Consider the following 13,019-nt stretch of genomic DNA (forward strand, 5'->3'; position numbering starts at 1 on the left):
TAAGGGGTAATTGACTGTACCCGATAGGAGGATACGTGAGCGATGGAATTCCCGAAACACCTTCGTTACAGTGAAGAGCACGAGTGGGTGCGCGTAGAAGGAAACAAGGCGTATATCGGCATTACGGCTTTTGCCCAATCCGAGCTGGGCGACATCGTGTTCGTCGAACTGCCGGAAGTAGGGGCCGAGATCAAGCAGGATGAACCGTTTGGCAGCGTGGAGTCGGTCAAGACCGTATCCGAGCTGTATGCTCCTGTCAGCGGAAAAGTGGTGGAGGTAAACGGCGAGCTGGAAAACGCGCCGGAGCTGGTCAACACGTCGCCGTACGAACAGGCGTGGATGATCGTCGTGGAAATGTCCGATCCGAGCGAGCTGGATAAGCTGCTGGACGCGGACAAATACGAAGCGATGGTAAAAGAATAGGCACGTGGACGAAAAGGCCGGAAGCGGTATGCTCCGGCCTTTTGTGCATGGGGCGGCCGGGGCTCCGGGACGGGCCAAGCGGCGGGACACCACGAAACTGCTGCCCGATGAGGGGGAGAAAACGCGCCGGGCTGCGGGCGGCGGCGTCCAGGCAGGAGCGGAAAATGCGCCGGAAATGTTCGAACTAGTCAGAAAAAAATGGTCAGTGCTGTTGTTTTCCGATACAATAGGAGTACGATTTCACCCCTTCCGCGCAGGGGACTGGTATCATTTGCGTCTGGAGTTGACGTCCGTTTGTAGGCTACAATGCCTATACAGACAGAATTCGTGCAAACGTGCAAGCGTTTGGCGAAAAGGAGGGAGAGGTATGAGCTTTTGCTGCGGAGCCGGAATGGTCGGTTCGATCGGAACCGTGCGTCATTACAAGACGCTTGTGCACAACGTGCCCATCCTGTTTTGCCCGGTTTGCGACCGGATCGAAGTCCATCCGGCCATTGAGGGAGAGTACGAGATCTTGGTAGAGTATGCGCAGGGCGATCATGCACCGGAAGTCGACTTTGCCGACTTTGTGAGTGTTGACAATACATCCGAGTTGTTTGAGAATTGTAGCATGACGGACGAAGCAGCCAGCTTCGCCGACGTGCTGAAACAGCAGATTGACATTTCCCTCGACTTGCTGGGCGTGGCGAAAGAGCTGAACGACGACGACTGGCGGGAAGCGCTGATGCTTCGCCTCAAGCGGTTGAGCGAGCGGCTGAAGCAGTACAACAAGCGGAAGGAAATGTCAAAGCGCAGCGTGTGATCGAGTTGACGTGGGAGGCAGTGTAAATGTTTCATTTGAAAGGTGTACACCACATCGCCCTGAATTGCCGCGATGTCGTGAAGGTAGCTCGTTTTTTCAAAGACATATTGGAAGTTCCCATCCCGGATGAACACATGACAGAAGGAGCACCTATCTACTTTCAAATCGGCACTTACACACGGATTGGTCTCCATCCCTGCACCGGTGACGAAGGCAAAGGCGGCATCGGACAGGTGGATCACATCGCCTTTTCCGTGACCAGCCGGGCGGAGCTGGATTACCTGGTCGACAAGCTGGAGGCATGCAACATCTGCTACCGCGGCCCCATTGCCCGGCCGACCAGCTACAACCTCTATTTTGAAACGCCGGACGGCCACCATCTGGAGGTCCGCCTGGACAAGGACGAGTTTGACGAGTAACCAAGCAGCGGCTTTGAGATAGATGGAGAACGGCATCTGCAGACGGCAGGTGCCGTTTTGCTGTCCCGAGGGCCATCTGCCGGCGTCCCGCCCTGCGAGTGTGTGTCGAGAAAAAGGGTGGCGGATGACACCAGCCGACATCGGCTCCGACTGCTCGTCAAAGGATTCGACCCGCCCCTCCCCGAACGTAAGGGAGAAGAAAAAGGAGGAGATGGCGGTGGCGGTGTGTCTGGAGCGGCTGTTGGCGGAGAAGGCGGAGCGGGTGGGGCGGAAAGCCCATTTGAAACCCTTGACGGCCGGATGGGACCGGGTCGTGGGGATTGTCGCGGAAGATGTGCCGGCGCGCTACTGCCTGACGTTTTCCGGCGGTGGCGTGGCGTGTACGGCATGGCAGGAACCGGTCCATCTGGAAGTGCGGGGGCGCGCGCGTGATCTGGCGATGCTGTTCGGCAGCGATGAACTGGCCTACCAGTACGCCAAGCAGCAGGTGTCCACAAAGGGACGGATCGGCGACCGGCTGAAGCTGGAGGCGCTGCTCCGCTTGTCGGGCTGAACAGCCAGGCGCGGATGGCGGCCGGAAGGGGCCAGGTGCGCCGTCGCGGCGCCGTGACTGTCCCCTGCGGTGCTGAGCCGGTCCTGTGCTATAATGGTCCCGGGAGAACGTTCCGGTCGGAAGACGAGGCAACAGGGAGCAGCCATGCTCGATGATGACGGAACATTCGCAATACGGTGAAAAAAGGAGAGGGGAACATGACGACAGCGCTGCCGTTGAAAGAGACGCTGGCCGCGCGGGAAGCCCACGTATACCGCACGTTTGACCATCTGCACGCCCATCCGGAGATCAGTTGGAAAGAAGTGGAGACGACCCGCTATCTGGCAGACCGGATGCGCGCCCTGGGGCTGCGCGTGACGGCGTTTGACGACTGCACCGGGCTGGTGGCGGAGTGGGGGGAAGGCGAGCCGGTCGTGGGCCTCAGGACCGACATCGACGCGCTTTGGCAGGAAGTGGACGGCGTGTGGCGGGCCAATCACTCGTGCGGTCACGACGCCCACATGACGATCGTGCTGGAGGCGGTGGAGGCGCTGATCGCTTCCGGGTACCAGCCGAAAGGGACCGTGAAAATCCTGTTCCAGCCCGCCGAGGAAAAGGGAGAGGGCGCGCTCAAGCTGGTGGAAAAAGGGGTGGTGGACGACATCGACTTCCTCTACGGCGTCCATCTGCGGCCGATTCAGGAAATGGCGGCGGGCGACGCGGGGCCGGCGATCTACAACGGCGCGGCGATGTTCATGACGGGAGAGATCACCGGCGTGTCGGCGCACGGGGCCCGGCCGCACCTGGGCGTCAACGCCATCGAGGTGGCGGGGGCCATCCTCAACGGGTTGGGGCAGGTGCGCACCAATCCGATGGTGCCGGCGACCGTGAAAATGACCATGCTGCAGGCGGGCGGGGACAGCTACAACATCATCCCCGACAAGGCCCGCTTCGCGCTTGACCTGCGGGCGCAGACCAACCAGGCGATGGAGGAGCTGGCCGCCCGCGTCCGGCAGGTGATCGACGGCGCGGCCGCGATGTTTGGGGCCGACATCAGCGTGACGACCGGTTCGCGGATGGTGGCGGCGGAAGTGGACGAAGAGGCCAGGCGGCTGATGGAACAGGCGATCGTGGACGTCTTGGGAGCGGAACACCTGCGGCCCGCTCCGGTAAGTCCCGGCGCGGAAGACTTTCATTTTTACACCGTGGAGCGGCCGCACATCAAGGCGACGATGCTCGCGCTCGGCTGCGATCTGACGCCCGGGCTGCACCATCCGCACATGCGCTTCGATCGCACCGCCCTGCTTGCCGGCGCGGAAATCCTCGCGCGCGTTGTGGTCCGGACATTTGCCCACCTTCACGGGGAGCAATCAACGTAAATACGGGGAACGGTGCCTCCGCCATCCGGCGGAGGCTTTTGTCGTTCGGCGCCATGCAGGCAGTGCCGCCATGATCTGGAACGGACAAAAGCGATGCGGAGGCGGAGGAAGCGGACGCGCCGGGGAACCCTAGAAACAGGAAACCCCGGCCGTATGTGTTGGCAGACAGTCATTCACATTTTGTTCACACCCAAAAATTAAAATCTTGTAGCTTATTTAACGAAATGTGATATACTAATTACAAATCAAGTGACATGAGAAAGGCATGACTCGGATTTACATGGGAAGGAGATCGTTCACACATGGAAACCAAGACGGTTTACAAGCTTGCTGACGTACTGGCGACGGCAACCGTTCACGCAAACCTGCCTGTCGCCCAACTCGTTGAGATGGCGGTAAAACGCGGCGAAGGCATTCTGACCGACAAGGGAGCGCTCAACGCGTTAACGGGTAAGTTTACCGGCCGCTCGCCCAAAGACAAATTTGTGGTGGACGAAGCCTCCGTGCATGATAAAGTCAACTGGGGACCGGTCAACCAGCCGATCTCTCCGGAGAAGTTTCAGGCCCTCTACCAGGACGTGTTGGAGTACCTGCAGACGAAAGAGCTGTTCGTCTTTGACGGCTTTGCCGGCGCGGACAAAACCTACCGTCTGCCGATCCGCGTGGTAAACGAATACGCGTGGCACAACCTGTTTGCCCGCCAGCTCTTCATCCGCCCGACCGCGGAAGAACTGGCCGAGCACAAGCCGGAGTTCACCGTCATTTACGCGCCGACATTCAAGGCCGACCCGGCTGTGCACGGCACCAACTCGGAGACGTTCATCATCATCAGCTTTGAACAGAAAACCGTGCTGATCGGCGGGACCGAATACGCCGGCGAAATGAAAAAATCGATTTTCAGCGTGATGAATCTGCTGCTGCCCGAGCGCAACGTGCTGTCCATGCACTGCTCCGCCAACGTGGGCAAAGACGGCGATGTGGCGCTGTTCTTCGGCCTCTCCGGCACGGGCAAGACGACGCTGTCCGCCGACCCGAACCGCTTCCTGATCGGCGACGACGAGCACGGCTGGTCGGACGACGGCGTCTTCAACATCGAGGGCGGCTGCTACGCCAAGTGCATCCGCTTGTCCGAAGAAGGCGAGCCGCAAATCTGGAAGGCGATCCAGTTCGGCACCGTGCTGGAAAACGTGGTGGTTGACCCGGTGAGCCGCGTCGCCGATTACGACAGCGATGCCTACACGGAAAACACCCGCGCCGCCTATCCGGTTGAAGCGATTCCGGGCGCCGTCATTCCGGGCGTCGGCGGCCATCCGAACGTGATCATCTTCCTGACCGCCGATTCCTTCGGAGTGCTTCCGCCGATCTCCAAACTGTCGAAGGAACAGGCGATGTACCATTTCCTGTCCGGCTACACCAGCAAAATGGCCGGCACCGAGCGCGGCGTGACCACCCCGCAGACGGAGTTCTCCACCTGCTTCGGCTCTCCGTTCCTGCCGCTGCATCCGGTCGTCTACGCCGAGATGCTGGGCAAAAAGATCGACGAGCGCGACGTGCGGGTCTACCTGGTCAACACCGGTTGGACCGGCGGCCCGGTCGGCGTGGGCTCGCGCATGAAGCTGGCCTACACCCGCGCGATGGTAACCGCCGCGCTGAACGGCGAGCTGGAACACGTGGACTACGTGACCGATCCCGTCTTTGGCGTGCAGGTGCCGACGTCGTGCCCGAACGTGCCGGCGGACGTGCTGCAGCCGCGCAACACCTGGGCGGACAAGGAAGCGTACGACAGACAGGCGCGCGAGCTGGCGGCCCGCTTCGTCGAGAACTTCCAAAAGAAATTCCCCAACGCGACAGACATCGCCAAGGCGGGTCCGCGCGTTCAATAACCAGGATACGCGAAAGGCGCCCCGGCCGGAATGGCCGCCGGGCGCCTTTTTTTCGCGAGCAGTTTGCTGCCCGTACAAGCCCAAGTCAATCGTGGGTCTTTTTTCCAGTCATATGGAATTGATTTTTCTTTTTAAAGGAAGTAAAAATGATATGAATGCCCAGTACGCGGAAACAACTTGCCAAATATACTAAACATAATTATTTAAAAATTACAGATATGTTCCATTCCTTGATTTAAAATTATTCTTATTATAAGATAGTCATTGAGAATGAATTGAGAATAACCCATTCATTTCACGATACTGATGGAGGGAAAGCACATGACAGCAGTACCGCATTTGCAAATAAAAAACCTTCGCGCCAAAATTGAGGACAAGGAAATCCTCAAGGGTCTCACCCTGGAAATCAAAGGCGGCGAAGTGCACGCGATCATGGGGCCGAACGGTACTGGGAAATCCACGCTGGCGTCCACGCTGATGGGTCACCCGAAATACGAAGTGACCGAAGGCGAAGTGATCCTCAACGGAGAAAACCTGCTTGAGATGGAAGTGGACGAGCGCGCCCGCGCCGGTCTGTTCCTGGCGATGCAGTATCCGTCTGAAATCAGCGGGGTGACCAACTCCGACTTCCTGCGTTCCGCGATCAACGCGCGCCGCGGCGAAGGCAACGAAATTTCGCTGATGAAGTTCATCCGCGAGCTCGACAAGAAGATGAAAACCCTGGAAATGGACGAATCCTTTGCTCACCGCTACCTGAACGAAGGCTTCTCCGGCGGTGAGAAGAAGCGCAACGAAATCCTGCAGATGATGATGCTGGAACCGAAGATCTGTATTCTCGACGAGATCGACTCCGGTCTCGACATCGACGCGCTGAAAGTGGTGGCGAACGGCGTCAACGAAATGCGTTCCCCCGAACGCGGCTTTTTGATCATCACCCACTACCAGCGCCTGCTGAACTACATCAAGCCTGACTTCGTACACGTGATGATGCAGGGCCGCATCGTGAAATCCGGCGGTCCGGAGCTGGCGGAGCGCCTCGAGGCGGAAGGCTACGATTGGATCAAAGAAGAGCTCGGCATCGTGGATGAAACCGTAAACGCGAACGTGTAGGAAGAAGGAGGCAGCAGTGAGATGAGTGTGGATGTACAGCTCCGCTTCGACCGTGAAGCGATCACCGAGTTCTCCAAGGCCAACCGGGAGCCTGCCTGGTTCTTGGAAAAGCGTCTGGCCGGCTTGAAGGCGGCGGGCGAACTGCCACTGCCCGCTTTGGAGAAAACCAAAATCGACAAATGGAACATCGATCAGTTTGAGCCGTTTCAGACCAGCGCCAGCGTATCCGCCGCAACCGAACTGGACGACGTGGTGAAAGCGCAGATCGATGCGAATGCGGTAAAAAGCCTGATCGTGCAGAAAAACGCCTCCGCGGTGTTTCACGCGGCAGCGGACGAGCTGAAGAGCAAGGGTGTCATCTTTACCGACCTGGCGACCGCGCTGCGCGAGCACGGCGATCTGGTGCAAAAATACCTGCTGAACGTCGTGGCGTACGACGAGCACAAGCTGACCGCGCTGCACACGGCCGTGGTCAACGGCGGGGTCTTCCTCTACGTCCCGAAAAACGTGGAGCTGGACGTGCCGCTGCAGGCCGTATTTGAAGTGGCGGGCGACAATGCGCTGCTCTGCCCGCACGTGCTGATCGTGGCGGAAGCGAACAGCAAGGTGACCTACGTGGATACCTACGTCTCCGGCGAAGGCCGCAACATGGTGGCCAACAGCATCGTGGAAGTGTACGTCGGCCCGGGCGCGTCCGTGCAGGTGGCATCCGTTCGTTCCCTCTCCAAGGACGTCCACGACTACACGTTCCGCCGCGCCACCGTTGACCGCGACGGCAAGATGGAGTGGATCCTGGGCGAGATGAACGACGGCAACACCGTGGCCAACAACACGACGATCCTCAAGGGCACCGCTTCCTCCGCCGAGACCAAGACCGTCTCCGTGGGAACCGGCGATCAGCGCCAAAACCTGACTTCCCAGGTGCAGCACATCGGCACGCATTCCGAGTCCGACATGGTCAGCAAGGCGGTAATGACGGGCGAAGCGACGACCATTTTGAACGGCATCACCAAAATTGAAAAAGGCGCCGAAAAGGCAAACGGCGAGCAGGCGGAAAACATCCTCATGCTCAGCGAAAAAGCGCGCGGCGACGCCAACCCGATTCTCCTGATCGACGAGGACGACGTGAAAGCGGGTCACGCCGCGTCGGTGGGCCGGGTGAGCGAGGAGAGCATCTATTACCTGATGTCCCGCGGGATCGACCGCCAGGAAGCGGAGCGTTTGATTATCCTCGGCTTCCTGGAACCGGTTGTCGCTGAGATTCCGATCGATGAAGTGAAGAACCGGCTGCGCCAGGCGCTCGAAAGGAAGTTGGGCTGATGAACGCCAAAGAGCTTCGTCAATACTTTCCCATCCTGCACCAAGAGGTAAACGGCCACCCGCTCGTCTACCTGGACAACGCGGCGACCTCGCAAAAGCCGATCCAGGTGATCGAAGCGGTCGACAAGTACTACAAGGAGTACAACTCCAACGTGCACCGCGGCGTGCACACCCTGGGCAGCAGGGCGACAGACGGATACGAAGGCGCGCGTGAGAAGGTCCGCGCCTTCATCAACGCCCGTGAGGCGGCGGAAGTCGTCTTTACCCGGGGCACGACCACGGCCGTCAACATGGTGGCCTACGGATTCGCCCGTGCGTTTCTCAAGCCAGGCGACGAGATCGTGACCACCCTGGTGGAGCACCACAGCAACTTCATCCCCTGGCAGCAGGCGGCCAAGGCGACCGGCGCCACCTTCAAGTTCATTCCGCTGGCGGAAGACGGCACGGTGACGCTGGAGGCGGTGAAGCAGGCGATTACGGCCAACACCAAACTGGTCGCCATCCACCACGTCTCCAACGTGCTCGGCGACACCACGCCGGTGAAGGAGATCGCCGAGATTGCCCACCGCCACGGCGCGCTGCTGTTCGTCGACGGCGCCCAGGGGGCTCCCCACAAAAAGATCGATGTGCAGGAGCTGGACTGCGACTTCTACGCGTTTTCCAGCCACAAGATGTGCGGCCCGACCGGCGTCGGCGTGCTGTTCGGCAAGCGCGAGGTCCTGGAGCGGATGGAGCCGGTCGAATTCGGCGGCGAGATGATCGACTTCGTGGAGCACTTCGATTCCACCTGGAAAGAGCTTCCCTGGAAGTTCGAGGGCGGAACGCCGATCATTGCCGGCGCCATCGGATTGGGAGCGGCCATCGACTTTTTGCAGGAAATCGGACTCGACAACATTGAACGGCATGAGAAAAAACTGGTGGCATATGCTATGGAGCAGATGCGGGAAATCGAAGGGCTGACCATTTATGGCCCGGCGGAAAACCGCAGCAGCTTAATCACATTCAACCTGGCCGAGGTCCATCCACACGATCTGGCGACGGTGCTGGACAGCCACGGCATCGCCATTCGCGCGGGCCATCACTGCGCCCAGCCGCTGATGCGCTGGCTGAACGTCACGGCTACCGCCCGGGCGAGCTTCTACCTGTACAACACGGAAGAAGAAGTGGATGCGCTGGTGGCGGGGTTGAAAAAGGCGAAGGAGTACTTTGGCAATGTCTTCTCTTGATGATCTGTACCGCCGCGTGATCATGGACCACTACCAGAAGCCGCGCAACCGCGGCAAGCTGGATGAATCGGAAGGACTTGTTGTCAACCTGAACAACCCGACCTGTGGTGACAGCATCTCGCTCTCCCTGAAGGTGGAGGAGGGCAAGGTGGTCGATGCCAGGTTTCTCGGCGAAGGCTGCTCGATCAGCATGTCGTCCGCCTCGATGATGACGGAGGCGGTCAAGGGCAAGTCGGCGGAAGAAGCGCTCAAGCTGGCGCAGATCTTCTCCGACATGATGCAGGGCAAGGAGATCGACGATTCGATCGACCTGGGCGACATCGAGGCGCTGTCCGGCGTAGCCAAGTTTCCGGCCCGGATCAAGTGTGCCACGCTGGCCTGGAAGGCGCTGGAGCAGGGGATCAGACAGGCCGGGGAGTCATAAGTTCGTCAGGCTGTCAAGCCGCCATGTCAACAAAAAGGAGTGAGTAAGGATGGCTAAGAAAGCCCCTGAATTGCAGGAATACCAGTACGGCTTTCACGACAAGGACGTCTCCGTCTTCCGTACGAAAAAGGGCTTGACCCGCGAGATCGTGGAGGAAATCTCCCGCATCAAGGGCGAACCGGAGTGGATGCTCGAATTCCGTCTGAAAGCGCTGGACATCTTTTTGAAAATGCCGATGCCGAAGTGGGGCGGCAACCTGGACGACCTCAACTTCGACGACATCACGTACTACGTCAAGCCGTCCGAAAAGACCGGACGCAGCTGGGACGAAGTGCCGGAGGAAATCAAGGCGACCTTTGACAAGCTGGGCATTCCGGAAGCGGAGCAGAAGTTCCTCGCCGGCGTTTCCGCCCAGTACGAATCCGAGGTCGTCTACCACAACATGCAGGAAGACCTGGAAAAGCTGGGCGTGCTCTTCTGCGACATGGACTCCGCGGTGAAGCTCTACCCGGACATCGTGAAGGAGTACTTTGCCACCGTCATTCCGCCGGCGGACAACAAGTTCGCGGCGCTCAACTCGGCGGTATGGTCCGGCGGCTCCTTCATCTACGTGCCGAAGGGCGTGAAGGTGGAAACCCCGCTGCAGGCGTACTTCCGCATCAACTCGGAGAACATGGGGCAGTTTGAGCGCACGCTGATCATCGTGGATGAAGACGCCTTCGTGCACTACGTCGAAGGCTGTACCGCCCCGATTTACAGCACCGACTCGCTGCACTCCGCCGTGGTGGAAATCATCGTGAAAGAGCGCGGCCGCTGCCGTTACACCACCATCCAGAACTGGTCCAACAACGTCTACAACCTCGTGACCAAGCGCGCCGTCGCTTACGCGGACGCGACGATGGAGTGGATCGACGGCAACATCGGCTCCAAGCTGACGATGAAATACCCGGCCGTGATCATGAAAGGACCGCGCGCCAAAGGGACCGTTCTCTCCATCGCGGTGGCGGGCAAAGGACAGCATCAGGACGCGGGGGCGAAAATGGTTCACCTGGCGCCGGACTGCACGTCCACGATTATTTCCAAGTCCATCTCCCGCGATGGCGGCAAAGTGACCTACCGCGGTCTGGCCCAGTTTGGCCGCAAGTCGGAAGGCTCCAAGTCCAACATCAAGTGCGACACGCTGATTCTGGATAAACTGTCCACGTCCGACACGATCCCGTACAACGAGATCATGAACGACAACATCACGCTGGAGCACGAGGCGACGGTCTCCAAGGTGTCCGAGGACCAGCTCTTCTATCTGATGAGCCGCGGTTTGACCGAAGCGGAAGCGACCGAGATGATCGTCATGGGCTTTATCGAGCCGTTTACCAAGGAACTGCCGATGGAGTACGCGGTAGAAATGAACCGTCTGATCAAGTTCGAGATGGAAGGTTCCATCGGGTAAGGAACAGTGGAGGCATGTCTGGTCACAGGCATGCCTTTTTTACGGATCAGGGACCCTTTCGGCGATTGTTCGTCCTCGCCGACCCGGTGCAGACATCGTCCGGACCGGCTTGCGCGCGATTTTGGCCGGACGGGTTTTTTACGACAGGTTGGAACGGAGACGCACATATGATAATGGTAGAGCGGTTGCTGGGCCACTGCAGCCGGATGTTTGGATGCACGGAACAACTGTATCAATCCGAGGAGGCGGACGTGCTGATCGCCGTCTATCCGGCCACGCGCAAACGGGGCTGGTGGACCTACGTGACGCTGGAGCTGCATCAAACGGGAGGAACGGAGTGCGTCTTCTATTCGTATCGGTTCAACCCCGCGATGGTCACCCACCTCGGGCACGTGGCCGGACAGGTGGCCCGGCTGTGGCGCGAACAGGGAAGGCGGCTTGGGGACGGGGACGTCTTTTTGCTCCGGGAACCCATTGCCGAGGGCTCCTGCCTGCGTTGGGCGCTGGCCACTTCCCCCTATTTTGAAGCGGACGGCTTCGACCTCTTTACCGACGGAAGCGACGTGGTTCGGATGATGATGCTGCACGCCATCTCCGAATCGGAGGCCGCTTTTGTAAAGAACGAAGGACTCGACGCACTGGAGAAACGCTTTGCGGAGACCGGAGTCAATTCTCTGGATGTGACGCGTCCCCCTGTCATATGAAAAGGGAGCGAGCGGAATGAAAGCGATTCGTATGAGGGTCACCGTCGTGGTGGAACACCAGGGCGCGATTTTGTTGATCAGGGAAAAAAGCGGCGGACAGCCCTGTTACAGTCTGCCCGGCGGCAGCGTGGAGTTTCTGGAAACCATTCCGGAGGCGGTGCGGCGCGAGGTATGGGAAGAGACCGGCCTTTTGGTGGAGTTTGAGCGGATGCTCTGGGTGGATGAACGGATCGACACCGCCGGTGACGGCAAGCACACGATCGGCATCGGCGTCCTGGCCCGGTTGGTCGGGGAGGAGACGGCGCCCATCCCCGGCGGACTGGACGACGAAGAGATTGACTGGGCCGGGTGGGTGCCGGTGGAGGAGTTTTGCACGTGTCCGCTGTACAACCCGCTGCGGCGCGAGCAGGTGATCCAGGCGCTGACGGAAACGGGGTACATCCCCGGCTACATCGGCAGCCGTTCCCAACAGGAATGAACCGGTGGCGAACATGGCGGCAGAGGAGCGGTGACAGACAATGAACGAATCGATGCTGGCGGCCGTTTTGCGGCAGGCGCCCGACCTGCGGGACCGTCTCTGCTACCTGGTGTACGGGGGCAGCCGCAGCTACGGAACGGAGACGAACGAGAGCGACGTGGACCTGCGCGGGATCGCCTTCGCCCCGGTGGAAGCCGTATTCGGCCTGGAGACGTACGAGCAGACGATCCTGGATGTACCGGACACGGTCGTGTACGCCCTGAACAAGTACCTCAAACTGGCGGTGAAGGGAAACCCCACGATCCTGGAAATGCTCCATGTGGAGCCTGCCCACGTCCTGTACGCCGATGAGCGGGGCGAAGAGCTGCGGGCCCACCGGGACCTGTTTTTGTCCAAACGCCTCTACCGCTCCTACGGCGGGTACGCCATCGGCAGCATCCGCAAGCTGGCGAGAAAAGGGGAGCCCTACGACGCCAAAGACGCCCACCATCTGATCCGGCTCTTGCAGATGGGACGGGAGCTGTTGGAAACGGGAGCGCTGCAGGTGCACCGCCCCAGCGCCAGCGAGCTGGCGGCGATCAAGCGGGGCGAGTGGCCGCTTGCGGACGTGCTCGACTACGCCGAAACGCTGTTTGCGGAAATGACCGCCGCATACGAGCGTTCTCCCCTGCCGGACGAAGTGGATCGCAATGCCGTCCAGGCGCTTGCGATCCGCCTGAACCAATCCTATTACTGCCGCATGGCCTAAGCCCTTCCGGAACCGGGAAGGGCTTTTTTGTCGGAAAAAGCGGCTGGACCCGAATGAACCTCCGCACGACCGGGTGACAATAGGAGGGAACCACGTGCCGGGGATCATGGCGGCTGACCCATTG

The 13,019-nt window shown here is 59.8% G+C and carries 14 protein-coding genes; all 14 read left to right on the top strand.

Annotation, left to right across the window (positions count from 1 at the left end):
• The first annotated feature begins 42 nt into the window (after positions 1-42).
• The 14 genes from gcvH to A6764_RS04670 all read left to right on the top strand — a co-directional run bounded on the left by gcvH (position 43) and on the right by A6764_RS04670 (position 12,895).
• Complete coding sequence (gene gcvH / locus A6764_RS04605) at positions 43-423, top strand: glycine cleavage system protein GcvH (RefSeq protein WP_029098324.1); 381 nt, start codon at positions 43-45, stop codon at positions 421-423.
• Between the two features lie 367 nt (positions 424-790).
• Positions 791-1,225, top strand: coding sequence for a hypothetical protein (locus A6764_RS04610; RefSeq protein WP_035299496.1), 435 nt, complete (start codon positions 791-793; stop codon positions 1,223-1,225).
• Positions 1,226-1,251: 26 nt separating this feature from the next.
• On the top strand, positions 1,252-1,644 hold the full coding sequence (locus A6764_RS04615; RefSeq protein WP_029098326.1) for a VOC family protein: 393 nt from the start codon (positions 1,252-1,254) through the stop codon (positions 1,642-1,644).
• A gap of 124 nt (positions 1,645-1,768) precedes the next feature.
• Complete coding sequence (locus tag A6764_RS04620) at positions 1,769-2,197, top strand: SCP-2 sterol transfer family protein (RefSeq protein WP_141669676.1); 429 nt, start codon at positions 1,769-1,771, stop codon at positions 2,195-2,197.
• Positions 2,198-2,394: 197 nt separating this feature from the next.
• Positions 2,395-3,555, top strand: coding sequence for a M20 peptidase aminoacylase family protein (locus A6764_RS04625; protein ID WP_065067223.1), 1,161 nt, complete (start codon positions 2,395-2,397; stop codon positions 3,553-3,555).
• Between the two features lie 302 nt (positions 3,556-3,857).
• Complete coding sequence (gene pckA / locus A6764_RS04630; RefSeq protein ID WP_065067222.1) at positions 3,858-5,438, top strand: phosphoenolpyruvate carboxykinase (ATP); 1,581 nt, start codon at positions 3,858-3,860, stop codon at positions 5,436-5,438.
• A gap of 321 nt (positions 5,439-5,759) precedes the next feature.
• On the top strand, positions 5,760-6,548 hold the full coding sequence (sufC, locus tag A6764_RS04635) for a Fe-S cluster assembly ATPase SufC (protein ID WP_029098330.1): 789 nt from the start codon (positions 5,760-5,762) through the stop codon (positions 6,546-6,548).
• Positions 6,549-6,569: 21 nt separating this feature from the next.
• A complete protein-coding gene (gene sufD / locus A6764_RS04640) occupies positions 6,570-7,868 on the top strand; it encodes a Fe-S cluster assembly protein SufD (protein WP_029098331.1) in 1,299 nt (432 codons plus the stop codon).
• Positions 7,868-9,094, top strand: a complete 1,227-nt coding sequence (locus A6764_RS04645; protein WP_065067221.1) for a cysteine desulfurase — start codon at positions 7,868-7,870, stop codon at positions 9,092-9,094. Before sufD ends, A6764_RS04645 begins: the two co-directional genes overlap by 1 nt.
• Entirely contained in the window at positions 9,081-9,518 is a 438-nt protein-coding gene (gene sufU, locus A6764_RS04650) for a Fe-S cluster assembly sulfur transfer protein SufU (protein ID WP_065067220.1), read from the top strand. The genes A6764_RS04645 and sufU overlap by 14 nt, the downstream gene beginning before the upstream one ends.
• A gap of 49 nt (positions 9,519-9,567) precedes the next feature.
• Positions 9,568-10,965, top strand: a complete 1,398-nt coding sequence (sufB, locus tag A6764_RS04655; protein ID WP_065067219.1) for a Fe-S cluster assembly protein SufB — start codon at positions 9,568-9,570, stop codon at positions 10,963-10,965.
• Between the two features lie 167 nt (positions 10,966-11,132).
• Complete coding sequence (locus A6764_RS04660; RefSeq protein ID WP_065067218.1) at positions 11,133-11,669, top strand: suppressor of fused domain protein; 537 nt, start codon at positions 11,133-11,135, stop codon at positions 11,667-11,669.
• 16 nt (positions 11,670-11,685) lie between these two features.
• Positions 11,686-12,147: an NUDIX domain-containing protein gene (locus tag A6764_RS04665; protein ID WP_029098338.1), complete on the top strand. Its 462-nt coding sequence runs from the start codon at positions 11,686-11,688 to the stop codon at positions 12,145-12,147.
• Between the two features lie 40 nt (positions 12,148-12,187).
• Positions 12,188-12,895 (top strand): nucleotidyltransferase domain-containing protein, encoded by a 708-nt coding sequence (locus A6764_RS04670; RefSeq protein ID WP_065067217.1) that lies wholly within the window; start codon positions 12,188-12,190, stop codon positions 12,893-12,895.
• The last annotated feature ends 124 nt before the right edge of the window (positions 12,896-13,019 follow it).

The sequence above is a fragment of the Brevibacillus sp. WF146 genome (genome assembly GCF_001673705.2).
In the GTDB taxonomy this organism is placed as follows: domain Bacteria; phylum Bacillota; class Bacilli; order Brevibacillales; family Brevibacillaceae; genus Brevibacillus; species Brevibacillus thermoruber.